The organism is Corynebacterium sp. LK33, assembly GCF_014334955.1.
Taxonomy (GTDB): domain Bacteria; phylum Actinomycetota; class Actinomycetes; order Mycobacteriales; family Mycobacteriaceae; genus Corynebacterium; species Corynebacterium jeikeium_D.
In genome coordinates this window covers 83,588-108,668 of sequence record NZ_PDGU01000026.1, presented here as the reverse complement: position 1 = coordinate 108,668, position 25,081 = coordinate 83,588, and the positions used below count along the sequence as shown (strand labels likewise).

Annotated in this window: 22 protein-coding genes; 3 read left to right on the top strand and 19 right to left on the bottom strand. The window is 58.9% G+C overall.

Annotation, left to right across the window (positions count from 1 at the left end):
- Positions 1-66 precede the first annotated feature (66 nt).
- The 15 genes from CRD20_RS09360 to rho all read right to left on the bottom strand — a co-directional run bounded on the left by CRD20_RS09360 (position 67) and on the right by rho (position 14,823).
- Positions 67-570 carry a DUF2550 domain-containing protein gene (locus CRD20_RS09360; RefSeq protein WP_016422460.1) on the bottom strand — a complete coding sequence of 168 codons (504 nt, stop codon included), beginning with the start codon at positions 568-570 and terminating at the stop codon, positions 67-69.
- 217 nt (positions 571-787) lie between these two features.
- Complete coding sequence (locus CRD20_RS09355; protein WP_016422459.1) at positions 788-1,159, bottom strand: F0F1 ATP synthase subunit epsilon; 372 nt, start codon at positions 1,157-1,159, stop codon at positions 788-790.
- 11 nt (positions 1,160-1,170) lie between these two features.
- Positions 1,171-2,610 (bottom strand): F0F1 ATP synthase subunit beta, encoded by a 1,440-nt coding sequence (gene atpD, locus CRD20_RS09350; RefSeq protein WP_005509621.1) that lies wholly within the window; start codon positions 2,608-2,610, stop codon positions 1,171-1,173.
- A gap of 2 nt (positions 2,611-2,612) precedes the next feature.
- Positions 2,613-3,593, bottom strand: a complete 981-nt coding sequence (locus tag CRD20_RS09345) for a F0F1 ATP synthase subunit gamma (RefSeq protein WP_048735250.1) — start codon at positions 3,591-3,593, stop codon at positions 2,613-2,615.
- 53 nt (positions 3,594-3,646) lie between these two features.
- Positions 3,647-5,290 (bottom strand): F0F1 ATP synthase subunit alpha, encoded by a 1,644-nt coding sequence (gene atpA / locus CRD20_RS09340; RefSeq protein ID WP_070595725.1) that lies wholly within the window; start codon positions 5,288-5,290, stop codon positions 3,647-3,649.
- 54 nt (positions 5,291-5,344) lie between these two features.
- On the bottom strand, positions 5,345-6,163 hold the full coding sequence (locus CRD20_RS09335; protein ID WP_048735245.1) for a F0F1 ATP synthase subunit delta: 819 nt from the start codon (positions 6,161-6,163) through the stop codon (positions 5,345-5,347).
- A 5-nt stretch (positions 6,164-6,168) separates the two neighbouring features.
- Complete coding sequence (locus CRD20_RS09330) at positions 6,169-6,732, bottom strand: F0F1 ATP synthase subunit B (protein WP_005509352.1); 564 nt, start codon at positions 6,730-6,732, stop codon at positions 6,169-6,171.
- Positions 6,733-6,764: 32 nt separating this feature from the next.
- Positions 6,765-7,019, bottom strand: coding sequence for an ATP synthase F0 subunit C (locus CRD20_RS09325; protein ID WP_005509463.1), 255 nt, complete (start codon positions 7,017-7,019; stop codon positions 6,765-6,767).
- A 140-nt stretch (positions 7,020-7,159) separates the two neighbouring features.
- The gene (gene atpB / locus CRD20_RS09320) at positions 7,160-7,954 is read right to left on the bottom strand and encodes a F0F1 ATP synthase subunit A (protein ID WP_016422455.1); all 795 of its coding nucleotides are present in this window, start codon (positions 7,952-7,954) and stop codon (positions 7,160-7,162) included.
- A 390-nt stretch (positions 7,955-8,344) separates the two neighbouring features.
- Positions 8,345-8,794, bottom strand: coding sequence for a hypothetical protein (locus CRD20_RS09315; protein ID WP_005509564.1), 450 nt, complete (start codon positions 8,792-8,794; stop codon positions 8,345-8,347).
- Complete coding sequence (locus CRD20_RS09310) at positions 8,791-10,023, bottom strand: glycosyltransferase family 4 protein (protein ID WP_255468828.1); 1,233 nt, start codon at positions 10,021-10,023, stop codon at positions 8,791-8,793. Before CRD20_RS09310 ends, CRD20_RS09315 begins: the two co-directional genes overlap by 4 nt.
- 82 nt (positions 10,024-10,105) lie before the next feature.
- A complete protein-coding gene (locus tag CRD20_RS09305; RefSeq protein WP_005509411.1) occupies positions 10,106-10,762 on the bottom strand; it encodes an L-threonylcarbamoyladenylate synthase in 657 nt (218 codons plus the stop codon).
- Between the two features lie 37 nt (positions 10,763-10,799).
- Positions 10,800-11,744: a peptide chain release factor N(5)-glutamine methyltransferase gene (prmC, locus tag CRD20_RS09300; protein WP_150963224.1), complete on the bottom strand. Its 945-nt coding sequence runs from the start codon at positions 11,742-11,744 to the stop codon at positions 10,800-10,802.
- Complete coding sequence (prfA, locus tag CRD20_RS09295) at positions 11,731-12,804, bottom strand: peptide chain release factor 1 (protein ID WP_016422451.1); 1,074 nt, start codon at positions 12,802-12,804, stop codon at positions 11,731-11,733. The genes prmC and prfA overlap by 14 nt, the downstream gene beginning before the upstream one ends.
- A 66-nt stretch (positions 12,805-12,870) precedes the next feature.
- Positions 12,871-14,823 (bottom strand): transcription termination factor Rho, encoded by a 1,953-nt coding sequence (gene rho, locus CRD20_RS09290; RefSeq protein ID WP_049172046.1) that lies wholly within the window; start codon positions 14,821-14,823, stop codon positions 12,871-12,873.
- 515 nt (positions 14,824-15,338) lie between these two features.
- On the opposite strand from rho, the gene CRD20_RS09285 reads away from it, so the two are divergent.
- On the top strand, positions 15,339-17,057 hold the full coding sequence (locus CRD20_RS09285) for a long-chain fatty-acid--CoA ligase (RefSeq protein ID WP_049172045.1): 1,719 nt from the start codon (positions 15,339-15,341) through the stop codon (positions 17,055-17,057).
- A 45-nt stretch (positions 17,058-17,102) separates the two neighbouring features.
- Here the strand turns inward: CRD20_RS09285 and thrB are convergent, their stop codons facing one another.
- The 4 genes from thrB to argS form a co-directional block, all read right to left on the bottom strand.
- Entirely contained in the window at positions 17,103-18,029 is a 927-nt protein-coding gene (thrB, locus tag CRD20_RS09280) for a homoserine kinase (protein WP_049190091.1), read from the bottom strand.
- The gene (locus CRD20_RS09275; RefSeq protein WP_016422448.1) at positions 18,030-19,364 is read right to left on the bottom strand and encodes a homoserine dehydrogenase; all 1,335 of its coding nucleotides are present in this window, start codon (positions 19,362-19,364) and stop codon (positions 18,030-18,032) included.
- Positions 19,361-20,779, bottom strand: a complete 1,419-nt coding sequence (lysA, locus tag CRD20_RS09270) for a diaminopimelate decarboxylase (RefSeq protein WP_070603728.1) — start codon at positions 20,777-20,779, stop codon at positions 19,361-19,363. The genes CRD20_RS09275 and lysA overlap by 4 nt, the downstream gene beginning before the upstream one ends.
- Positions 20,780-20,844: 65 nt before the next feature.
- Entirely contained in the window at positions 20,845-22,497 is a 1,653-nt protein-coding gene (gene argS / locus CRD20_RS09265) for an arginine--tRNA ligase (protein ID WP_049172039.1), read from the bottom strand.
- Positions 22,498-22,710: 213 nt separating this feature from the next.
- Between argS and CRD20_RS09260 the strand changes: the two genes are divergently transcribed.
- On the top strand, positions 22,711-23,499 hold the full coding sequence (locus CRD20_RS09260) for a (Fe-S)-binding protein (RefSeq protein ID WP_042388597.1): 789 nt from the start codon (positions 22,711-22,713) through the stop codon (positions 23,497-23,499).
- Positions 23,499-25,079 carry a LutB/LldF family L-lactate oxidation iron-sulfur protein gene (locus tag CRD20_RS09255; protein WP_070858442.1) on the top strand — a complete coding sequence of 527 codons (1,581 nt, stop codon included), beginning with the start codon at positions 23,499-23,501 and terminating at the stop codon, positions 25,077-25,079. The genes CRD20_RS09260 and CRD20_RS09255 overlap by 1 nt, the downstream gene beginning before the upstream one ends.
- Positions 25,080-25,081: the final 2 nt, after the last annotated feature.

Here is a 25,081-nt window from a genome sequence, read left to right as displayed (position 1 = left end):
AACGTGACTGCCGCGCGGGAGAAAACAATACCCACTAGAGCCTTAGCAATAGCCTGTCGTAAGAGACTAGTACTGACTTCCCCGGCCACGGTTATAAGCCGAACGGAAGCGTCGCTCAATATCTGTAGGAAACTCACGAGTCTGGCGTGACGACGGCTTCGACTCCACCCACGCCACCAGCGCAGTGTCCGAGGACGAGTCCACGGCAAACTCCCATTCGGTATTTTTCCCCGTTTTAATCCTGACTACCCGAAGCCCGGGCGCGAAAAAACCCGCCTCGATGTCAGTCGGATCTCGGCGATCCACAATAGTGACATCGTGACGGGCAAATTCGGCATCACAGCCAGGACGCAGCGAACGTAGCTTGTACATCTTCAACGTCGACTCTGAATAAACAATGACACCATGGCGCCAATGACTGCCATCACCTGCAGGAAGGCGACGAGCAATAACAGGAGTACCTTTTGCATGCAGGCTGGCGAAACGCCACAGGGCAAGGACCCCGCCGACGATCAACATCGCACCGATAATCATGAACATGATTGACATCATGGTTACGCTTGAAAACACTATCTGCCAGCCTCGCATCCGGGTGAATAGACGACGAACCTTGGTTCAAAAGCGCTTTAGAGGCTTTTTACAAACCCTACCCGATTGTTGCACTGACATGAAAAATAACTAAGAAAAACGGGGCGGGAAGCTGGCAAGATTTCTCTTGCGAGCTCCCCGCCCCGTTTAAAGAAGCAGGAAGAATACGGTCGTGCGACCGGATGTTCAGGCGAAAAGACTAGTTGGTGGAAGCGCGACGAGCCGCGCGGACCTCCGACTCAGCCTGTGCCTTTACTGCAGGGTCATCCGAAGTCAGGTTGGACTCGGCCTCGGAGAGGTTAACCTCGTCAGCCCAGATTGCCTTATCCGCGAGGATCGAAACCTTCGAGGTAGACACGGAAATGAACCCACCCTGTACCGAAGCGACAAGAACCTTGCCGTCTGCGGTCTTGATGGTCACCGTGCCGTTGTTGACCAGCTGGCCAAGCAACGGCTGGTGTCCGGGCAGCACGCCGATCTCACCCTCGGTGGTCTGGGCAGAGACCAAGGTGGCCTTGCCCTTCCAGAGCGGTCGCTCAACGGCAACCAGTTCAGCGGTGATTTCAGCCATGAGGATGCCCCTTACTTCTTCTGCATTTCAGCGTACTTCTTCTCGACATCGTCGAGGCCACCCAGGCCGTCGAAGGCCATCTCCGGGTAGTTGTCGAAGTCGCCCTTGCAGATGCGGTCGAAGGCAACAATGGTGTCCTTCAGCGGGACGTACGAACCAGGCAGACCCGTGAACTTCTCAGCAACGAAGAAGTTCTGACCCAAGAATCGCTGGATACGACGTGCACGCTGCACGGTCACCTTGTCCTCCTCAGACAGCTCGTCCATACCGAGGATGGCGATGATGTCCTGGAGTTCCTTGTTCTTCTGCAGGATGTTAATAACCTGCTGAGCAACTCGGTAGTGCTCCTCACCGACGATCGACGGCTCGAGGATACGAGAAGTCGAAGTCAGCGGGTTCACTGCCGGGTAAATACCCTTCGATGCGATCGAGCGGTCGAGCTCGGTGGTTGCATCGAGGTGGGCGAAGGTCGTTGCCGGAGCCGGGTCGGTGTAGTCATCGGCAGGCACGTAGACGGCCTGCAGAGAGGTAATCGAACGGCCCTTGGTGGACGTAATGCGCTCCTGCAGAACACCCATCTCGTCAGCCAGGGTCGGCTGGTAACCCACGGCGGAAGGCATACGACCCAGCAGGGTCGAAACCTCAGAACCGGCCTGGGTGAAACGGAAGATGTTGTCAATGAAGAGCAACACGTCCTGGTGCTGAACATCGCGGAAGTACTCTGCCATGGTCAGACCCGACAGCGCGACACGCATACGGACTCCCGGAGGCTCGTCCATCTGGCCGAAGACGAGGGCGGTGTCCTGGAGAACGCCCATCTCTTCCATTTCCAGGAAGAGGTCGGTGCCCTCACGGGTACGCTCACCAACACCGGCGAAGACCGAAGTACCGGAGAACTCGCGTGCAATACGAGTAATCATCTCCTGGATCAGAACGGTCTTACCGACACCGGCACCACCGAACAGACCAATCTTGCCGCCCTTAACGTACGGGGTCAGCAGGTCGATGACCTTAATACCGGTTTCCAGAATCTCGGTCTTGCCCTCGAGCTGGTCGAAGGCCGGCGGCTCACGGTGGATGCCCCACTGCTCACCATCGCGACCCAAGCCCGGCTCATCCAGGCAGTCGCCCATTGCGTTAAAGACGTGACCCTTGACGACGTCACCAACCGGAACCGAAATCGGCTTACCGGTGTCCTTGACCTCTGCACCGCGGACCAGGCCGTCGGTCGGAGCCATAGCAATGGTACGAACCATGTTGTCACCGAGGTGCTGTGCAGTCTCGAGGACAATGGTCTTGGCGACCGAAGGAAGGGTAACTTCCACGGTCAGCGCGTTGTAAAGTGCCGGCAGTTCGTTACGCGGGAACTCCACGTCGACGACGGCACCGATGACACGCACAACACGGCCCACAGCCGTGGTGGTGTTCTGCTCACTTAGAGCTGTGCTCATATCTAGTCACTTTCTCCGCTGTCGTCGAGCGCACCGGCGCCACCGACGATTTCTGTGATTTCCTGGGTAATCTGTGCCTGACGTGCCTGGTTAGCAACACGCGAGAGGTCCTTGACCAGCTCGGTAGCGTTGTCCGTCGCGGACTTCATAGCGTTACGACGGGCAGCGGACTCAGAGGCAGCGGCCTCGAGCATCACTGCGAACAGAGTGCGGGACACGTACTGCGGCAGAAGCTCTGCCAACAGGGTGTCTGCATCAGGCTCGAATTCATAGTCCGGATTGAGGTCATCTGATCCATCGGACAGCATGTCCTCGCCCTGAGCAATCTCGACATCCTCGTACACAGGCTCAATCGGGAGCATCTGGTGTGCACGCGGAATCTGAGAAAGCATGGACACGAATTCCGTGTAGACAACGTGGACCTGGTCGAAGCCCTGAACGGCCTCGCCGTTGGTGCCACGCAGGCCTTCGCGGTACTTGGCAGTGCCCTCGGCCGTAGCGTTGAAACCATCAATGAGGTGACGACGCACGTCGTGGGTTGCGGCGTAGTCCGGATCCTGGGAGAAGCCCTCCCACGTACCGGCGAGCTCGACACCACGGAAGTCGTAGTAGTCGGTGCCCTTACGGCCAGTCACGTAGAGAACGACCTCATGCCCCTGCTCTTCCAGAGCGGTACGCAGTTCTGCAGCCTTCTTCAGGACGTTGTGGTTGTAGCCGCCACACATGCCGCGGTCACTGGTGACAACCAGGACAGCAACACGCTGGTTACCCTCACGCTCTACGAGCATCGGGTGATCCAACGACGAAGCCGATGCGAGACGTCCGATGACCTTCTCGATTTCGTCGGCGTACGGCTGGGAGTCTGCCACGCGACGCTGCGCCTTGGTAATGCGCGAGGTTGCGATAAGCTCCTGGGCCTTGGTGATCTTCTTGGTCGAGTTCACCGACTTGATTCGGGCTCGAAGTTCACGAAGATTTGCCATGTCCTATTCCCTCCCTTCAATTGCGAAAACGGTCATTGAGTAGCTCAACCTGCCTAGTTCTGGGCAGTCTTGCGGGAGACCGAAATCTGCTGCTTCTTGAGCTCGCCCTCGTCGAGTGCCTCGACCGGAGCCTCGGAAGCCAGCGGTGCACCCTCAGAAGTCTGGAAGGACTTCTTGAAGTTAGCGGTAGCGGACTTCAGAGCAGCCTTGGACTCGTCAGAGAAGGCGACGCCGCCGTCAATCTGCTCGAAGACTGCAGGCTGAGTGTCCTGCAGGTGCTCAAGCAGCTCGGCCTCGAAGCGACGGACGTCCTCAACCGGGACATCGTCGAATTCGCCCTCACCAGCGAGGTAGATGGAGGTCATCTGGTACTCGACCGGCTGCGGGTGGTTTTCCTTCTGCTTCAGCAGCTCAACCAGACGCTGACCGCGCTCCAGCTGACGCTTGGAGGCATCGTCCAGGTCGGATGCGAACATTGCGAATGCTTCCAGGTCGCGGTAGGACGCGAGGTCCAGACGCAGGTTACCGGAAACCTTCTTCATGCCCTTGGTCTGTGCGGCACCACCAACACGGGAAACCGACACACCGACGTTAATAGCCGGGCGGACACCCTGGTTGAACAGGTCGGACTCGAGGAAGACCTGGCCGTCGGTAATGGAAATGACGTTGGTCGGAATGAAGGCCGACACGTCGTTTGCCTTGGTCTCGATGATCGGCAGTGCGGTCAGCGAGCCTGCACCCATGTCGTCGGAGAGCTTCGCAGCACGCTCCAGCAGACGGGAGTGGAGGTAGAAGACGTCACCCGGGTAAGCTTCGCGTCCCGGCGGACGACGCAGCAGCAGCGAGATGGCACGGTATGCCTCTGCCTGCTTAGTCAGATCATCGTAAATGACCAGGACGTGCTTGCCCTGGTACATCCAGTGCTGACCCAGTGCGGCGCCTGCGAATGGTGCAAGCCACTTGAAGCCTGCGGCATCCGACGCCGGGGCAGCAACGATGGTGGTGTACTCGAGTGCGCCCTGCTCCTCCAGGGTCTGGCGCACACCAGCAATGGTGGAGCCCTTCTGACCGATAGCAACGTAGATGCATCGCACCTGCTTGCTCGGGTCACCGGACTCCCAGTTAGCCTTCTGGTTCAAAATGGTGTCCAGGCAGACCGCGGTCTTACCGGTCTTACGGTCACCAATGATCAGCTGACGCTGACCACGACCAATTGGGGTCATTGCGTCGATGGCCTTAATACCAGTAGCCATCGGCTCTTCAACCGGCTGACGCTGCAGCACGGTCGGTGCCTGCAGCTCGAGGACGCGGTCCTCTTCAGCCTCAATGTCGCCCAGGCCGTCAATCGGCTGGCCCAGGGGGTTAATTACGCGACCGAGGAACTTGTCCCCGACCGGAATCGAAAGGACGTCACCCGTCCGCTTTACCTCGTCACCCTCTTTAAGCGACTCGAAGTTACCCAGCACCACAACGCCGACCTTGTCGGTGTCGAGGTTCTGAGCGACGCCAATAACGCCGCCCGGGAACTCCAGAAGCTCATTCGTCATGACCGACGGCATTCCCGAAACCTGGGCGATACCATCAGCTGCACTGATAACAACGCCAACCTCCTCGCGGGAGGCCTCCGGGGAGTAGCTCGAGGTGTAGTTCGCAATCGCGCTACGGATCTCGTCGGAGGAGATCGTCAGCTCCGCCATGTTCTTCCTGCTCTCGGTAATATTCTTCCAGTGATTAATCGTCTAAACCATCCGTCAGCCGAGGCCGACGCGCAGCTTCTCAAGCTTTGTTGAAAGGCTACCGTCGATGACCTCGTCGCCAACCCGGATGACCAGTCCACCGAGAATCGACTTATCGATCACGGTGTGGATGGACATCGCCTTGCCGTAGACTCGGCCGAGCTTGTCCGCCAGTGCTCGCTCTTGCTCGTCAGAGACGGCCGTGGCACTGGTCACGCGAGCGACGACGTGGTTCCGCAGGCCGGCGGCTAGCCGGGACAGGGAGTCTATGTCGTCCGCGGGGCGCTTGGATGGGCGGCCAACAGCCTGCAGTGCCAGGGTCTCGGTCACGGAAGTGACCTTGCCGTACAGCACAGAGGCGAGGAGCCCACGCTTGGCTTCGGGGGTTGCGGCCTTGTCGGCCAGCAGCTGTTCAAGCTGCGACTGCTCAGCCAGGATGTGTCCCAGTTGGAACAGCTCAGACTCAACGGTCTCAAGCTGTCCCTGGCCTTCGGCAGAGCGAAGGAGGGCTCGACGGCCCAGCTCTACCAAACCCTCACGCATTTCACGCGGGGTGGACCATACCTGCGCGGCAGCATCCACGACGAGGTTAAGAGTCGTCTCAGATACCTTGCCCGCGAACAGGCTCCGGACAAGGCCGGAACGCTGTTCCGCAGTCGCCGAGGTGTCGGCGACAGCGACACGCAGGCCGCGGTCGGAGTCCAGGACCTCGACGATGTCGAAAAGCTCGGAACCAGTCTGAGCAGCCTGAGCAACAGCGACATTGTCGCCACCGATAGCGGCGTCCAGTCGCTGGCTAAGGGCTGCCAGGGATTCGCGGCTTGCTGCGTGCATGTCGCCTACTTTCCGGCCGGGGCCACGGTGTCAAGGTTGGACAAGAAGTTGTCAATCGTCGACGAGTTACGAACGTCGTCGGAAAGCTGCTCGCCCAGAAGGCGCTCAGCGAGATTGATGGAGTTCTGGCCCATTTCCTTGCGCAGCTCTGCGACTACCTGCTCACGCTGGGCAGCGAGCTGCTTTTCACCGGACTCGATGATTCGTGCGCTCTCGTCATTGGCCTTAGTCGTAGCGTCTGCAATGATGCGCTGACCCTGTGCACGGGCTTCGTCGCGAATCTTTGCTGCTTCAGTACGGGCCTCTGCGAGCTGACTGTTGTACTTTTCCAGAGCGGCCTTCGCCTCGGCCTGTGCAGCCTCAGCGCGCTCAATGCCGCCCTCAATCCGGTCCTCCCGCTCGGTCAGGACCTCCTGGAACTTCGGAAGAACGAGCTTCCAGAAGAGAACCAGGATAACTACCAGCGGGACAACGGACCAGACGATGTCATAGGTCTTTGGCAGCAGCGGGTTAATGGACTCTCCCATCGGGAGGTCACCCGCAGCTAGCAAAAAGGTGAAATCTGTCATGGTTTACGTGTTCTCCGCTTGAAGGTCCGGACTTAAACAAAAACGAAGCCTGCGACCAGGCCGATTAGGGCGAGAGCCTCAGTGAAGGCAATGCCCAGGAACATGGTGGTACGCAGCTGGCCGGCCATCTCAGGCTGGCGTGCCATGCCCTCAACGGTCTTGCCGGCGACGATGCCGATGCCGAGGCCCGGGCCCAGGGTGGACAGACCGTAACCGATGGTCTTCAGGCCAGCGTTGGTGTCGACAGCCTGGACAGCGTCCTGAGCGGAGAGGATGACGTCGTTCATTATGAACCGTTCCCTTTCTTAAAGGATGGCCCCGGATTTAAGATTATTGAAAGTAGGCCCGGGGCTTTGTGGGTCAAGTGGGTCTTTCTATTAAGTTTGCGAGGCCTTGTTGCCGAATGTGCGGCCTCATTAGTTATGGGTTAGTGCTCGTCTGCGTGCAGCGACAGTTCGATGTAGACGGCGCTCAGCAGGGCAAAGATGTATGCCTGCAGGAAAATCACCAGCATCTCGAACAGCGTGAATGCTACCGCAGCGACAAGGGTCAACCCGGACAGGGCGGTCCAACCATTCAGCTGCCAGAAGAAGAAGTTCGTGGCACCGAAAAGCAGGACTAGAACCATGTGGCCCGCCAGCATGTTGGCCATCAGACGGATGGTCAGCGTAACTGGGCGGAGAACGAAGTTGGAGAAAATCTCGATCGGCACCACGATGAGGTGGAGTACCGGTGGCAAGTTCGGAATAACGACTGCCGACTTCACAAACTTGAAGAAGCCCATCTTCTTCGAGCCCGCGTAAATGAAGGCAACGTATGCGAACAGGGCCAGAACCAGTGGCATACCGATTCGGGCGTTCGGCGAAATATTGAGGCCAGGAATAATAGCCGCAATATTCATCGAGATAACAAGGAAGAAGATGGTGGCCAGAACCGGAAGGAAACGACGCCCCTCCTTCTTACCCAGAATCTCCTCCGCGATGTGGATGCGGACGAAGTCCAGCATCAACTCCGCAACGTTCTGCAGACCAGTCGGCACGAGCTTCGGACGACGCATTGCGACGACGAAGAACACGGCGACGATCACGGCCATCAAAAGACGAACAATCATCAGGCGGTCCATGGCGTACCAGTCGCCACTGCCACCTAGAATGAAGTCGCCAAATTGTTCACCCGGGAAATACTCCTCCTGCAAGTTGGGTGAGTGAAACTCACCCCGCATCTCGGCAAGTGTTGTAACGCTCAGCGTTCTCTCCCGTGATTGGGCCGCTAGAACTATTGTCAAGCGGTGCGAAGGACGTCATTTAACGTGTCGCGCCGCGGATTCCATTCGCTCATCAGCACGGCGCTCACGGGGACCGTACCTGTGGAAATGATAGTTATTTCGCTACAGGCCGTCTTACCCGAAACTCAGGATAACAGTTCTGACTCATTTTCCCCACCCGGTACACCCCCGCGTTTCCGACCCCGAATCCAACAAAGAGGCCGACCCCCTCTGTGGGTTTCGGCCTCTATTTGTGGCATCTTCTGCACAAACTGGACAATATGCTTATTACCTGCGGTTTTAGAAGCGCTTTGCAGCCTCTCAGCAGGTCAACAAGTTATTAACGAGCTATTCGTCCTTCATTGGTTGCACATAAGTGAGGTTAGATTGCGACATTCCCCACACTTCTGCACCGAGTGTCACCATCAGAGTGAGTACAACAGTGACGAAGAAAGTCATGTTGTCATAAAACTCAAGATTTCTAATAACAACCAGGACACCGATTAGTACGACAATCTTCAACAACCAACCACCCAGTACAACGGCAAGCGTAACGGACGGCGAAGTTCGAGCAGTAAAGAGGATGCCTAGAACGGTAAGCAATACGAAGCTTCCGCTAATGCCCGCTCCAAGGAGTACGCCCCAGACACCGGGCATACCGTTTTTGCCACCCCAGACCAGCAGCGAAAGCACGGTAATCACAGCGAGCGCGATTGCGCCCGAGCGAGCAGCAGCCAGCAGCGGTCGCCGCGAATCATCGTATTTAGACTCGGGCTCCGGAGTTGTTTTTTCAGTCACGGTCGAAGATTGTACCTTCTGCGTCCACGTCGACGTCTTATAACCTGCCGGACCCCACTTCCACTTCTGGGACGCGCTCCCCTTGAACGGTCGTCGGCAAGCGCATTGCGACGACGGAGGGTGAAGACAACCGCGATGATAAGCAGGACCCCGAAGGTGAGAGCGACGAATTCAAAGGGGAAAATGGTGGTGGCAACGGCGGCGTACGCGACGACCGACACCCATAGGTAAAGCACTAGCACCACGCGGCGATGACTGTGCCCCATCGACAAGAGGCGGTGGTGAATATGCATTTTGTCGGGTGAGAAAGGTGACTTGCCCTGGCTGACGCGGCGAACGACAGCAAGCAGCAAGTCGAGCATTGGCACGCTAATTGCTGCGATGACGACCACAACCGGCGAGATTAGAGCGATGACGTCAGCGGTGCCGTACATGGAGGGCGCGATGCGTCCCGACGCCGACACCGATGCCGCTGCGAGCAGCAAGCCGATCATCATGGCACCGGAATCGCCCATGAAAATGCGTGCGGGCTCGAAGTTGTGCGGCAAGAAGCCCAGGCAAGCGCCGAGGAGGCACGCGGAGATCATCGCGGGTGGATAGGCGGAGACGGTTCCGCCTTGGTCGTGAAGCATGACCATCGAATAGACAAGGATTGCAGCTGCGGCGATCATGCCGAGTCCAGCTGCGAGACCATCAATGCCGTCAACAAAATTGAAGGCGTTAATCAATGCCACAGTAAATAGGACAGTCAACACTGTGGACATGATTGGATCGAGAATGAGCGTGGCGCCGCCACTAAAAGGGATATAGAGCAGATACCAGTTGACGCCCATAAATGACATCAAAAGTGCCGCCGCGACCTGCCCCACCAGCTTGGTGAGGGCATCTAAGTCAAAGAGGTCATCCCAAATACCGACGATTAGCAGGAGCGACGCGGCCGCCACGACTGCCCTCATATCTGGAGTCATAGGTGGAAAACCACGGTTGAGGGCCGGCATCACCGAGGCAAGGGCGATAGCTGCGACCACGCCGGAGTACATCGCCACGCCTCCGAGTCTGGGCTTCGGAATATCGTGGACATCGCGCGTGCGGGGCGCATCCAACCAGCCCGAACGGACCAGCACATAACGCACCACTCCAGTGAGCAAATAACTGACAGCAGCGGAAACTAAAACGAGCATGGCGAGCTCGCGGATGGGCACACCTGCCCCACCCGACTGGGCTGCCAATAAGCTCATGTCCGCCACTAGGTACTACTCACCCACACAATCGCTGCAGATACTAAATAGGAAAAGCCTTAGGTAGCCAAGACTACTGCCCCAGCAGTCGCTCGGGCGTAGTACTCAAAACCTCGGCAACCGCCGCTGCTGACACAGCGCCTTCGCGCAGAATCCGCGGCACTGGAGTCGAGATATCGACAATCGTCGATGGGGTGCCAATCGTGGCTTCGCCGCCGTCGACGTAGACAGCCGCTTCCCCACCCAACATCTGCTTGGCACGCACGGCATTGGTGGCCGGTGCCTGGCCGGAGATGTTCGCACTGGACACGGCCATCGGACCGGTGCGGCGCAGAATCTCGATAGCAATTGGGTGCAGCGGCATGCGCAGCATGACCGTTCCCGCGGTATCACCAAGGTTCCATGGCAAGCTCGGCGCCTGGTTCACAACCAGCGACAGTCCGCCCGGCCAGAAAGCCTCCACCAGCGTGCGAGCAGCTGGCGAGTATTCGCGGACGAGCCCCTCAATCGTGTTCCAGGAACCCACGAGCACCGGTACCGGCATATCCGGGCCGCGGTGCTTGGCACGCAGCAAGGAGGCAACGGCCTGGTTATCAAAGGCATCGCAGCCAAGGCCATAGACGGTATCGGTAGGCATAACGACCAGCCGTCCTGCCTTCACTGCATCTACTGCTGCTGCAATTGCGCGTTCGCGGTTTTCATCTGTGCTGCAGTCCATAATCCTGCTCATCAGATTTGTGCTCCTGCTTCAAAGTTTGCTTTTAAGATTAATTTTTGCGTCCCACCGTAAAACGATCACGGCCTGCAAAGTCACGGCGGATCTCTACATCAGCGTAATCCCAGGTGTCCTTCAGCAGTGAACTGACATCGTCTCCTGAAGAGTCATCGTGCTCGATGCCGATGACTCCACCCGGCCGCACCAGCGCATCCACTAGGTTCATCATAGGTCGAATGACATCTAGCCCATCGTCGCCGCCGAAGACCGCAGAGTGCGGATCAGCTCTCACTTCGGGCGCAACCTCGGTGTCTTCGGGCACATATGGAGGGTTGGACACAACAATGTCGGTCTCATCTACCCAATCTGCGAGTTCACCGCCAGCATCAATCAGCTGTATATCCGTGACATCGCCAGCAATCAGACGCACACGCCCATCGCCGTACGTCTCGATATTCTTCGCAGCCCACGCCCGTGCCCGCTCAGAGAGCTCCACAGCCACCACGTCCGCTTCGGGTACGGCATCGGCAATCGCCAACGCAAGCGCACCAGATCCGGTACACAAGTCAACGATTTTCGGCTTGACGACGCCACTTGCGACCAGTTCACGGGCTCGATCGATTGCCCACTGCGCAAGCAGTTCCGTCTCCGGCCGGGGTACAAAAACACCGGGCCCAACCTGTAGTTCCAGGCTCATCATCGGCGCCGTACCGAGGATGTGCTGCAGTGGCTCACGAGCCACTCTGCGGGCCAGTACCTCGGCCAGATACTTGCGACCGTCCTCATCGGTGTACGGTTCGTCTCCGCGGAAGATGATGTCTGCCGGTCCCGCATTGATAGCAGCTGCAATTAGCGCCCGCGCGTCGGCATCCGGAGAAGCCAGCGCCGCGTCGTCAAGCGTGCGACGCGCATAGCGAAACAGCTCGCCGAGGGTACGGACGGAATCCGGTAACGTCGGCGAGCTATTTTCTGCGGGCGTGGGGCTACTCGGCTTCAAGACGCTCAGCGCGCTCCGCGTCGTGGAGGGCCTTGAGCAGGTCATCCATGTCGCCGCCCAGCACCGAGTCCAGGTTGTGAGCCTTGTAACCGATGCGGTGATCGGAAACGCGGTTCTCCGGGAAGTTGTAAGTGCGGATGCGCTCGGAGCGATCCATGTTGCGCACCTGAGACTTACGCTGGTCAGAGGCGGCCTCGGCAATCTCCTCTTCCTTCATCTGCTGCAGTCGAGCAGCAAGGACCTGCATAGCGCGGGCCTTGTTCTGAATCTGCGAGCGTTCCTTCTGACAGGTAACAACGAGACCAGTCGGCAGGTGCGTCAGGCGAACGGCGGAGTCAGTGGTGTTAACACCCTGACCGCCCTTACCGGAGGAGCGGTAGACGTCGACACGCAGATCCTTTTCATCAATCTGAATGTCTTCGACCTCGTCGGGCTCCGGGTAGACCAGCACACCAGCGGCGGACGTCTGAATACGGCCCTGAGATTCGGTAACCGGCACGCGCTGCACGCGGTGAACGCCACCTTCAAACTTGAACACGCTCCACGCACCGTCACGGGACGGAGTCTTAGCTCGGATGGACATAGTCATGTCCTTCACGCCGCCGAGATCAGACTCGGACAGCCCGAGAATCTCGGTGGTAAAGCCGTGCTTTTCTGCATAGCGCTGGTACATACGAGCGAGCTCACCTGCGAAGAGCGCTGCCTCCTCACCGCCGGCACCGGACTTGAGCTCCATAACGATGTCATCGCTGTCGTGCGGATCGCGCGGAGCCAGCAGGTCGGCGAGCTTTTCCTCGAGCTCCTCTGCCTCGACAGCGAGACGCTCAGCCTCAGCTGCGAATTCGGAGTCCTCGTATGCCATCTCGCGAGCTGCCTCCAGGTCATCCTGGACCTCAGTCAACTTCTTGTGAGTCTGAATGACCGGCTGCAACTCATTGAAGCGCTTGCCGACCTTACGGGCAGCCTTCGGGTCGTTGTGCAGCTCGGGGTCTGCCAGCTGCGCCTCAAGGCCGTGGTATTCGGAGAGGATGTCGTCAACTGCGGAAACCTGATTAGCCATTGAATATTCCTTCAGATTGTGATGGGTGAAATGCTAGTAGGTGCTGTGGTTTGCGGCTAACCCCAGCTAAAGCATGTCGTCCACATCAACGTCGGCGGCCATTGGTGCAGAAGAAGCCACCTGCATCAGGAATTCCTTATTGTTCCGGGTCTTCTTCAGCTGCTTAATCAACAGGTCAATAGCAGCCTGCGACTCTAGCGCGGAGAGGATGCGGCGCAGCTTGTGCATAATGCGAGCCTCCTCCGTGCTGAGCAGCAGCTCATCCTTACGAGTACCCGACGGGTTGACATCCACTGCCGGGAACACGCGGCGCTCGGAGATTTTACGGTCGAGCTTCAGCTCGGCGTTACCGGTGCCCTTGAACTCCTCGAAGATGACGGTATCGCCTGCGGAGCCGGTCTCCACCATCGCGGTGGCGATGATGGTGAGGCTGCCGCCTTCCTCGATGTTTCGGGCAGCACCCAAGAAGCGCTTCGGTGGGTACAGAGCGTTGGAGTCCACACCACCGGAGAGGATTCGTCCCGATGCCGGCGAAGAGTTGTTGTACGCACGGCCAAGGCGGGTAATGGAGTCCAGCAGTACGACGACGTCCTGCCCCTGTTCCACCAGACGCTTTGCACGCTCAATAGCCAACTCGGCCACTGCCGTGTGATCTGACGGCGGGCGGTCGAAAGTGGAGGCAATGACCTCGCCACGGACACTGCGCTGCATGTCGGTGACTTCCTCCGGGCGCTCGTCGACAAGCACGACCATCATGTAGCACTCGGGGTTGTTCGTCGCGATAGCGTTCGCGATGTTCTGCAGGATCGTGGTCTTACCGGCCTTCGGCGGCGAAACGATGAGCGCACGCTGACCCTTACCAATCGGCATAATCAGGTCGATGACGCGAGTGGTGAGGATCTTCTGCTCGGTCTCCAGACGCAGGCGACGGTTCGGGTACAGCGGGGTGAGCTTAGCGAAGTTCGGCCGCTGCTTTGCCTGCTCCGGATCGATGCCGTTTACAGTTTCGACCTTGACCAGCGGGTTGTACTTGCGGCGATTACGGCCGTTGCCATGAGTGACCTGGCCCGAGCCATTCTCACGCGGCATGCGGACCTGACCAGTGACGGCGTCGCCCTTGCGCAGACCGTATTTACGAACCATTTGCGCGGACACCAGCACATCGTTAGAGCCCGGCAGGTATCCGGACGTGCGCACGAATGCGGTCTTGTTATCTAGCACATCGACGATGCCAGCCACCGGCTGGAGAACGTCATCCTCGCGGATCTCGTCCTGACCGCCGTGTCCCCCACCGTTGTTATCGCGTCCGCGACGGTCGCGGCGATTGCGACGGTTGCGGCGGTTACGGTTGCCACGACCGTCATCGTCATGGTTATTGCGGTCGTTATTGCGATTGTTGTTGCGACCGCGGCGGTTGTTGCGGTTGCCGCGGCCTTCATCGTCGTTGTCTCGATCGTGGTTGTTGCGATCGTTGCGGTTATTACGGTCGTTGCGATCACCGCGGTCATTACGATCATTACGATCGTTGCGATTGTCGTTGCGATCACCGCGGTCGTTGCCGTTATCGGAATCGTCGCGGCTATCGTTGCTGCGATCGTCCTGATTCTCCTGCTCGCGCTGACGAGCACGGTTACGACGATTTCGACGCTGCTGAGAACGGGACATCTCCTCGCGACCATCCGCGTTGGCGTCGTCTCGCTTGTCGTTGCCCTTGTCGCTCTTGTCGGCGCTCTTACTGGAACCCTTATCCGCGCTTTCCGACGGCGATTCCTTGGCATCCTTCGCCTTGGAGCCGGTATCCGCAGCCCCAGCCGCAGCCTTCTTCGCGCGAGATTTCCGAGCTGGAGCGGAACCAGCAGCCGGGGCACCATTCTTAATGGCCTCAATCAGCTCATGCTTGCGCATGGCGGAGATGCCGCGAATGCCCTTGCTGGAAGCGATTTCACGCAGTTCTGCCATTCGGAGGGCCGCAAGATTCTCTGGGCCGCCTGCCGTGGCAGTGGTGTCCGTATCGGTCACGGATGTCCTTTCATCGACCTTCCCTGCAGTCACTCTCTACAGGGGGCTATGTCATTGACACTTTTTCGCTCTTACTGCCCGCCACCGCGTGTGCTCCGTCGTCGAACCTTTACCACGTGCGGAAAAGTAGCCGCAGCTGACGGGAAACTATCGAAAAAGCCAGGCAAAAGACCTCGACGTTGAAACTAAACCGAGGCATCTTGCCTACATTATTTCCGCATCTCAAACCCGAGCGTCCGGGCTGAAGATGGTTAGGAAATTTTAGGTCCACAGCACCGCAAGACTATGTAGTCGCACTACTGATTTATGTGTTTTCAATGTCACGTTGCGCCATCGCGTTGTGTGAACAACTGCGAAGGTCAACGGCATGCGGAGTACATGAAGAAGTACGTATCTAGCCGCGTATTGAAAACGACCTATTGCCCAAGGATAGTCACCAAATAGTCAGGTAGCAACACTAGTTCTCACCTGCGTTTCGCTAGGTCGCGGGGCTGTGAGTCGGTACTGTAGAGCTCATGCGCAGTACGATGCCTCATATTCCTCTCAATATCGCTCAGATTGTGGAATACGGTCGCACCATTCACGGTCGGACTCCGGTGACCTCCTGGAACAGTGACGGCCCCGAGACCACCACTTTTGCCGCCATCGCCGCACGCGCTAGTGCGCTGGCACATGCACTTCGCGATGAGCTCGGCATCGACGGGGATCAGCGCATCGCTACCCTGATGTACAACTGCGCCGAACACTTCGAGGTCTTCCTCGGCGTCGCCTCCATGGGCGCGGTATTCCAGCCGCTGAACAAGCAGCTCATGCCGGATCAGATTGTGCACATTATCAATCACGCCGATGACCAGGTCATCATCGCGGACCCGACCGAGATCGAACTGCTCGCCGAGGTTCTTCCGCACTGCCCGCGCGTCCGCGCTGTCATCATTATCGGTATCGGTGATCTGTCTGACGTGGCTGAGCAACTGCCGGATGGTATCCCGTGGTACTCCTACGAATCGCTCATCGACGGACGCCCCAGCCGCTTCGACTGGCCTGAGCTCGATGAAAACTCCGGTGCAGCCATGTGCTATTCGACGGGCACCGAGGGCGCACCTAAAGGTGTCGTCTACAGCCACCGTTCGCTGTACTTGCACAGCCTGAATATGCGCACCACTGACTCCTTTGCCATCTCGCATGGAAACCCGTGGCTTTGCTGTGTGCCCATTTATCACGTCCTGTCCTGGGGCGTGCCGCTGGCCTCCTTCATGTGCGGGGCGTCGCTAATCTTCCCCGGCGCGGACCTGTCCGCACCGCGTCTGGCAGAAATCATCGAAACCTCAATGCCGCGCGTAGCTCAGGGCGTGCCGACGCTGTGGATTAACCTCATGGCACACTACCTCAGCAATCCTCCGAAGCGCATGAGTCTGCAGGAGATTTTCTCGGGCGGTTCTCCTGTCCCACCTGCATTGATTCGGCTATGGGAAGAGCGCTACGGTGTCGATGTCATCCACTTCTGGGGCATGACCGAGACTTCGCCTATCGGTACCGTGGCACGACCTCCGTACGGCGCCTCCGGTGAGGCCCGCGAACGCTACCGTGTCAGCCAAGGACGTTTCCCGGACATCATGCAGTTCCGCATTGTTGATGACAACGACCGCGTGCTCGACCTGCATGACCGCAACCAGGGTGAGCTGCAGGTGCGCGGCAACACGGTCACCGGAGGCTACTACAGCTCTCCGGAGGCTCAAGATGGAGGCACCGCGCACTTCTTCCGCGGTGCGGAGGTCGACGAGGCTAGCGAACAGTTCACCGAGGACGGGTGGCTCCGCACTGGCGATGTCGGCTCGATTACTCACGACGGCTACCTGACTATTCATGACCGTGCTCGCGATGTCATTCGTTCCGGTGGTGAGTGGATCTACTCCGCTCAGCTGGAAAACTTCGTAATGGAAAGCCCACAGGTACTCGAGTGCGCGATTATCGGCATGCCAGATAAAAAGTGGGGTGAGCGCCCACTGGCCATTACGGTGCTGATGCCGGAAGTTGAACAGAGCAAGGAGACCGCTGAAATGCTCCGCGATGAACTGCGGCCAAAGCTGCCAAAGTGGATGCTGCCGGAGTACTGGGCCTTCGTGGACTCAATCGATAAGACCTCAGTGGGCAAGTTCGACAAGAAAGACCTGCGCTCGCACTTGAGCGCAGGTCAGTACAGCATCGTGAAACTGAAGGGGCCGGGCGAAAAGTAGGTAGCAGGCTAAGCCACTGGCCCGGCACCTGGCCGCAGCTGCGGCTTAGCCGTCGACCACGACCTTAACCGGCTCACCGATTCCCAGCTCCATGACCTTGATGCCAGCCTCGCGGGCATCGTCCAAGATCTTCTCATCTACTGCAGTAGTTCCCAGAACCATACAGGTCGGACCAGCACCCGAGAGGAATGCCGCGTAGCCACGGTTGCGCAGGCGGTTGACCCACTCTGCGGTCACCGGCAGCACGTCGGAGCGGTACGGCTGGTGCAGGCGATCTCGCGTTCCCTCCCACAGCAGTTCCGGGTGGGACTGCAGCGCTGCGGTCATAACCGCAGTACGGGAGACATTGAAACGAGCGTCGACATGCGAAACATCGCTCGGCAGCACCTGACGGACTGCATTCGTGGAGGCGTGGAATGCCGGTACGAGTGCGGTCGCCTGAATGGACTCATGCACCGGAATGCTCACTGCTCGGTACTGAGGTGCGGTGCGACCATCGACAGGCTTGTCAGTCCAGCTGACCACTGCCCCGCCGAGAACGGATGCGCCAGCGTTATCCGGGTGGCCTTCGAATACCGAGGATTCTTGGATTACCTGGTCATCGGTAAGCGGGAAGCCCGCCAGACCGTTAGCGGCAGCGACACCAGCAACGGCGGCGGCTGCGGAAGAGCCTAGACCGCGCGACTGCGGAATGGTGTTGTGGCAAATAACCTTCAGCCCCGGTGCCTCGACACCTGCGGCGCGAAGGCCCGCGCGAATCGCGCGCAAAACCAGATTAGATTCGTTGCGCGGCAGGTCGACTTCGCCCTCGCCGTGAATTTCAACGACGACACCGGACTCGATGACCTCGACCTCGACGATGTCGTAGAGCGCAACTGCCAACCCCAGGGTGTCGAAGCCCGGGCCCAAGTTCGCTGACGAACCTGCAACCGTGACGGTGACCTTCTGACCCGGGAAAAGCTCCTGTGCCATTTAGATATCCATTCCTTCGATACGAATGACGTTGTTGACGGCCAAAACCGCGTCGTTGGCGCGCAATTCGTCAACCGTTGCTTCCAAATCCTTCTCCAGTGCCTTGTGGGTCACGATGACCAGGCGAGCGCCGTTGGCGCCCTCTTCCTGACGGACGGTGCGCAGGGAGATGTTGTGATCAGAGAAGGTACGAGCGACATCGGCAAGCACTCCGACACGATCGTCGACGTGCAGGTCGATGTGGTAGCGGGTGCGAACGTCACCGAAGTCGAGAATCGGCAGGTTAGCGTAGGTAGAATCTCCCGGTGCGCGACCACCGTGGACAATGTTGCGAGCAGCTGCAACAAGGTCACCGAGCACTGCGGAGGCGGTCGGATTACCACCAGCGCCGTTGCCGTAGAACATCAGGCGACCAGCGGCCTCGGCCTCAATGAAGACAGCGTTGAAGGACTCACGCACAGTTGCCAGCGGGTGACGACGTGGAATCAGCGCTGGGTACACGCGGGCGGAAATGGACTCCTTGCCATTTTCGTCCGTAACCCGCTCACAGGTAGCCAGCAGCTTAATGGTGCAGTCTGCGCTCTTGGCAGCTGCGATGTCGTCAGCGGTGATCTCGGTAATGCCCTCGCAGTGAACGTCATCAGCAGTCACGCGGGTGTGAAATGCCAGGCTGGCCAGAATAGCTGCCTTGGAAGCGGCATCGTGGCCCTCGACGTCTGCAGTCGGATCGGCCTCGGCGTAACCCAGGCGGGTGGCCTCTGCCAGCATCTCGTCGTAGTCCGCACCGGTGGAGTCCATCGCATCAAGGATGAAGTTGGTAGTGCCGTTGACAATGCCCATGACCTTATTGACAGTGTCACCGGCCAGCGAACGACGGAGCGGACCGACGACCGGGATAGCTGCCGCCACAGCTGCCTCAAAGAACAGGTCGACACCCGAGGAATCGGCAGCCTCAGAGAGCTCCTCGCCGTGCGCGGCGACGAGTGCCTTGTTGGCGGTCACGACCGACTTGCCGGCACGCAGTGCCTCCAGCACAACGCGACGTGGGTAATCAATGCCGCCGATGACCTCGACTACCAGGTCAACGTCATCGCGCTGAACCAGCGAAAAAGCATCGTCGGTAAGAAGATCCTGATCCACATTAGGACGCGGCTTGGTCTTGTCGCTCACAGCAATACCAACGACCTCGACCGGTCCGCCGATGCGGCGCTCGAAGTCCTCAGCCTTCTCGTTGAGCAGGCGGTAAACCTCAGTACCGACTGTGCCAAGACCTAAAATAGCGACACCAACTTTGTGGCCCTCGCCCTTTCCAGGATTATTCGTTGCGGCAGTCATCGTGGCGTTTCACACTCCAGGCTTAGTAAGTCTTGTACGGTTTCTCGTCTTAATATTTGGGTCACTTGACCATCGCATACCGACACTACTGGTGGTCGCGTCAGCATGTTGTAGCGGCTGGCCATTGCGTAACAGTATGCCCCAGTAGCAGCGAGCGCGAACAGATCACCCTCGACAATGTCGTTCGGGTAGTTCGCATCGTTAATCAGAATGTCTCCCGATTCACAGTGCTTTCCGACGACGCGGGTGGGAATCCTGGAACCGGACACCTCGCGATTAACGACGCGACCATCATAGTTCGAGCCGTAAAGCGCCGGACGAATATTGTCGCTCATGCCGCCATCGACCGATACGTAACGACGGGTCATGCCATCATCGATGGTCACATCCTTCAAAGTGCCCACTTCGTACACCGTGACCATGGACGGGCCAACGATGGCACGACCTGGTTCAACAGCCACTGCCGGAGTCGCAATGCCGATACGCTGCGCAAGCTTGTCTACGGCAGTGAGGATCTCGTCGGCAAGCGGAGCAACGTCGAGGGGCTGCTCGCCTGCGGTGTAGGCGATCCCGAAACCGCCACCGAGGTCGAGAGTGTTGAAGTGTTCCGAGATTTCAGTGCCGTGGCGTTCGACCAGCTTTTCCACCAGTGAGAACACGCGCTCGGCGGCGAGAATGAAACCGTCGGAATCGACAATCTGGGAGCCGATGTGGCAGTGCAGACCAACCAGGCGCAGATTGTCGTCCTCTTCTACGAGGTTGGCAGCTTCCAGCGCAGAACCAGACGCGAGGGAAAAGCCGAACTTCTGATCTTCATGCGCAGTAGCAATGAACTCGTGGGTGTGCGCTTCCACACCGGGCTTCACGCGAACGAGCACGTCCTGCACCACGCCTCTTTCAGCCGCCACCTGGGACAGGCGACGCAGCTCCGAACGGGAGTCAAGCACAATCTTGCCCACGCCAGCGGAGATAGCATCACGCAGCTCAGCGGTGGACTTGTTGTTGCCGTGGAAGGTCATGTCCTTGGCTGGGAAACCCGCCGCCAGAGCGATAGCCATCTCGTTGCCCGAGGCGACATCGAGATGCAGCCCCTCCTCCATTACCCAGCGGGCAATGGTCTTCGACAGGAAAGCCTTGGATGCGTAGTGGACATTCTCCGCGCCGCGGAAGGCCTTGGCCATCGAGCGGCAGCGGGAGCGGAAGTCCTGCTCATCGACGACAAAAACCGGAGTGCCAAATTCCTTGGCAATGTCGACCAGGCTCACGCCGCCAATTTCCACCGAGCCGGAGCTTTCTTCGTCATCGCCCCGACGACGGGCGGTAGTTGGCCAGACATGCGCTGGTAGTTCATTAAATTGGGTGGAATCGGGTCGGGTGTAGCCACCCAGTTCGAAACCATTGCCGTCGATAGGCACGAAACAGCTCTCTTTCTCCGTTACCCGGGCGGAGCAACGGGGTGTAGTTTTACGGGCGCGTTCGACTACATGCGCTCAGGTGCGGTAACACCGAGCAGCTGCAGAGCATTGGCCAGCGTCTGGCGGGTAGCCTCAGCCAGGCCGAGACGAGCACGGTGTAGCTCGGATACCTCCTCGTCTGCCTTTGGCAGAATCTGGCAGGTGTCGTAGAAGCGGTGGAAGACACCGGCGAGCTGCTCAGAGTAACGGGCAATGCGGTGTGGTTCCCGCAGGTCAGCAGCAGACTTGATGATGGCCGGGAACTCACCGATAGTGCGGATGAGCTCACCTTCACGGTCCTCTACCAGCAGGGAGAAGTCAGCGCCTTCACTGGTCACACCGGCCTCTTCGGCACGGCGACCGATTGAGCACAGACGAGCGTGACCGTACTGGACGTAGTAGACCGGGTTGTCGCTGGACTGCGAAGCCCACAGCCCCAGGTCGATATCCAGGCTGGAGTCCACGGAGGAACGGATTAGCGAGTAGCGAGCAGCATCGACGCCGATTGCCTCAACCAGGTCGTCCAAGGTGACCACTGTGCCCGCACGCTTGGACATCCGGACAGCCTTGCCGTCGCGAAGCAAGTTGACCATCTGACCGATGAGCACCTCGACGCCATCGGCGTTGTAGCCGAGCGCTGCAGCGGCCGCGCGCAGACGCGCGATGTAGCCGTGGTGATCGGCACCCAGCATGTAGATGCACAGGTTGTGGCCGCGGTCGAACTTGTTCTTAACGTATGCGATGTCACCTGCGATGTAGGCTGCGTCGCCGTCGGATTTGATGACCACGCGGTCCTTGTCGTCACCGTAATCGGTGGACTTCAGCCACCACGCGCCGTCAGCTTCGTAGAGCTTGCCGTTTTCCTTCAGGGAATTGACAGCTGCTTCCACCTGACCGGACTCGAACAGCGAGTTTTCGTGGAAGTAAACGTCGAAATCGGTGCCGAACTCGTGCAGAGACTTCTTGATGTGCTCGAACATCATGTCCACGCCGATGGCGCGGAAGTGCTCCTGGACCTCTTCCTCAGAGCCCTCGAGTGCCTGCGGGTTCTTCTCCAGCACAGCAGCGGCGATGTCCTGGATGTACTCTCCGCCGTAGCCATCTTCCGGAGTCGGCTCGTTGCGAGCGGCTGCAACCAAGGAGTCGGAGAAGCGGTCAATCTGGCGACCGTGGTCATTGAAGTAGTACTCGCGGGTGACCTTGGCACCGGTGGCAGACAGGACACGACCGAGAGCGTCACCGACTGCTGCCCAGCGAGTACCGCCCAGGTGGATCGGCCCGGTCGGATTCGCGGAGACGAACTCCAGGTTCACGTCGAGGTTGGAGTTGAAGTCGGCATGACCCCACTTCTCCCCCGCTGCCAGGACGTCCTCGACGATCTTGCCCTGGGCATCGGAGGCCAGGCGGATGTTAATAAAGCCCGGGCCTGCGATGGTTGCTTCATCGATGCCCTCAGAAGCGCCGAGCGCTGTGGCAATTTCAGTTGCCAAGTCACGCGGCACCATGCCGACGCGCTTGCCCAGCTGCATGGCGATATTGGTTGCATAGTCGCCGTGCTCAGGGTTACGCGGACGCTCGACGGTCGGGTTTTCCGGCACGATAGAGACATCGGCATCGTGGGCAGTCAAAACCTCGACGGTGACTTTTCGGACTAGTACAGCAAGATCAGCAGGATTCACGATTGCCTATCCTATTAGGTCAATCGCAGTCGTGGAAACATCAGCCACCAAAAGATTGATTTGAGGGGTATCTGCAGGCCACCGCGTCCGGCTGTCCTACACCGCTTTCACGGTCCAGCCGAATTCAGGTTGAGAACAGATTTAATCCGGGGCTAGGCGTAGCATTCAGGTAGGAAATTATTGCCTTACCCCTCAACCCTTTTTGGAGCGACCGTGAAAGTAGCACTTTTCGCGACCTGCATCGGGGACATGATGTTTCCAGATGCAGTGAGTGCGACCGCCAGAGTTCTCACGCGCCTAGGATGCGATGTGGTCTTTCCACCACAACAAACCTGCTGCGGCCAAATGCACGTCAACACCGGGTACCAGAAGGAAGTCCTTCCTCAGCTGGACACCTACGCTGATGCTTTTGCAGATTCCTCGATTGATTACGTTGTCGCCCCGTCCGGTTCCTGCGCCGGCGCCGTTCGCCACCAGCATCCGATGATTGCGGGCCGTTACGGTACCCGTGCCCAAGTCCACGCGGCACAGGCCTGCGCGAACAAGACGCTGGATCTCTCCGAGTTCATCACCGATGTCGCTGGTGTGACTGACGTCGGTGCTTACTTCCCCCACTCAGTGACCTACCACTCCACCTGCCACAGCTTGCGGGTACTCAAGGTGGGTGACCGTCCGTGGCGGCTGCTCAGCGCAGTCGATGGAATCGATCTGCGCGAGCTGCCTGGCGCGGCGGAGTGCTGCGGTTTTGGCGGCACCTTCTCGGTGAAGAATGCGGAGACCTCCGCTGCAATGGTTGCCGACAAGACAGCCAATATCCGCGCTACGGAAGCGGAGTTCGTCACCGCTGGCGATGCTTCCTGCTTGCTCAATATCGGTGGCGCGTTGCGTCGCCAGGACTCTGGCGTGCACGCCATCCATATGGCCGAGATTCTGGCCTCCACCAAGGAGACCCCGTTTGATGTGCACAACCGCCAAGAAGCTTCCCTGCGAGGTGAACAGTAATGGTCGCAGTTAACGTCGGCATGCCAGCCCTTCCTCCCCGCGCGCCGCACAACGTCGGGCATCTGCGCGGTACGCGCGGGTTCACGGCCGCAGCGCACGAGGAGCTCAAGAACACTCGCATGCGCGAAAATGTCGGTCATGCCACGCGTTCGATTCGTCAGAAGCGCGCGCATGTCGTAGCCGAGAAGAATGACTGGGAGCAGCTGCGGCTCGCGGGCAGCCACATCAAGCGCGATGTTATGGCGCGTCTGCCGGAACTGCTGGAGCAGTTTGAAGAGTCAGTTACGAATGCCGGCGGTCACGTCCACTGGGCTCGCGATGCCGCCGAGGCAAACCGCATCATCACGGACTTGGTGAAAGAGACCGGCGAAGAAAAGGTCGTCAAGATTAAGTCGATGGCCACGCAGGAAATCGGCTTGAACGAAGCACTTGCCGACGCCGGCATCACCGCCCGCGAAACCGACCTGGCGGAACTCATCGTTCAGCTTGCCGACGACATGCCGAGCCACATCCTGGTTCCTGCTATCCACCGCAATCGCGAAGATATCCGCGAGATCTTCCTCAATGGAATCCCCGGAGTCGACCCGGACCTGAAAGCCAATCCGGCCGATCTGGCCGAGGCATCCCGTAAGTTCCTGCGCGAGCAGTTTATGGAGGCCAAGGTTGCGATTTCTGGCGCCAACTTCGGTGTAGCCGAAACCGGCACGGTAGCCGTCGTCGAATCTGAGGGCAACGGCCGTATGTGCCTCACACTGCCGGAAACACTGATTTCGGTGATGGGTATTGAGAAGCTGCTTCCCACCTTCCAGGATCTGGAAGTCTTCTTGCAGCTACTGCCACGGTCGTCGACAGGCGAGCGTATGAATCCCTACACCTCTCTGTGGACGGGAACGACCGACGGCGACGGCCCGAAGAATTTCCACATTGTGTTGCTGGACAATGGGCGCTCGGCCACTCTTGCAGATCCGATTGGGCGTGAAGCGCTGAAGTGCATTCGCTGCTCGGCATGCCTGAATATCTGCCCTGTTTATGAGCACGTGGGCGGTCACGCTTACGGTTCGGTCTACCCGGGCCCGATTGGTGCGATTTTGTCCCCGCAGCTCACTGGCATGGATTCCTACGATGATCCGAATGCTTCGCTGCCCTATGCGTCTTCGCTGTGCGGGGCTTGCTTTGAGGTCTGCCCGGTGCGAATTGACATCCCTGCGGCACTGCTGGAGCTGCGTCACCGTAAGGTCACGGAGCACCGCCCGCCGGTGGAGGGCAAGCTGTTTGCCACGCTCGGGTTCATCATGGGCAATCAGAAGCTGTGGAACATGAGCGCAAAGATGGCCTCCCTCGCCCGCGTACTCGGTTTGAAGGACGGCGAGATTCACGCCCTGCCGCTCTTCCTCAGCGGGTGGTCGGATGCGCGTGATACCCCGGTTCCGCCGAAGAAGCCGTTCCGCTCACTGTGGGGTTCGAAGGATTTCTCGGCGCAGCTGGCACGCGAATCGGCCCATCAGGTTCCAACGAAGATTAATGGGCTGTCGGGTTCTGATCAATCTGACTCGTCCGACACATCCGGCAAGGAGGCCTAGCG

Coding starts and splice junctions, on each gene's coding strand:
- prfA (WP_016422451.1), bottom strand. CDS start 12,804: ATGGCTAATCAGGTTTCCGCAGTTGACGACATCCTCTCCGAATACCAC.
- CRD20_RS09325 (WP_005509463.1), bottom strand. CDS start 7,019: ATGAACGACGTCATCCTCTCCGCTCAGGACGCTGTCCAGGCTGTCGAC.
- CRD20_RS09335 (WP_048735245.1), bottom strand. CDS start 6,163: ATGCACGCAGCAAGCCGCGAATCCCTGGCAGCCCTTAGCCAGCGACTG.
- CRD20_RS09345 (WP_048735250.1), bottom strand. CDS start 3,593: ATGGCAAATCTTCGTGAACTTCGAGCCCGAATCAAGTCGGTGAACTCG.
- CRD20_RS09285 (WP_049172045.1), top strand. CDS start 15,339: ATGCGCAGTACGATGCCTCATATTCCTCTCAATATCGCTCAGATTGTG.
- CRD20_RS09330 (WP_005509352.1), bottom strand. CDS start 6,732: ATGACAGATTTCACCTTTTTGCTAGCTGCGGGTGACCTCCCGATGGGA.
- CRD20_RS09275 (WP_016422448.1), bottom strand. CDS start 19,364: ATGACTGCCGCAACGAATAATCCTGGAAAGGGCGAGGGCCACAAAGTT.
- thrB (WP_049190091.1), bottom strand. CDS start 18,029: ATGGCACAGGAGCTTTTCCCGGGTCAGAAGGTCACCGTCACGGTTGCA.
- CRD20_RS09255 (WP_070858442.1), top strand. CDS start 23,499: ATGGTCGCAGTTAACGTCGGCATGCCAGCCCTTCCTCCCCGCGCGCCG.
- atpD (WP_005509621.1), bottom strand. CDS start 2,610: ATGAGCACAGCTCTAAGTGAGCAGAACACCACCACGGCTGTGGGCCGT.
- CRD20_RS09305 (WP_005509411.1), bottom strand. CDS start 10,762: ATGAGCAGGATTATGGACTGCAGCACAGATGAAAACCGCGAACGCGCA.
- atpA (WP_070595725.1), bottom strand. CDS start 5,290: ATGGCGGAGCTGACGATCTCCTCCGACGAGATCCGTAGCGCGATTGCG.
- atpB (WP_016422455.1), bottom strand. CDS start 7,954: ATGCGGGGTGAGTTTCACTCACCCAACTTGCAGGAGGAGTATTTCCCG.
- CRD20_RS09355 (WP_016422459.1), bottom strand. CDS start 1,159: ATGGCTGAAATCACCGCTGAACTGGTTGCCGTTGAGCGACCGCTCTGG.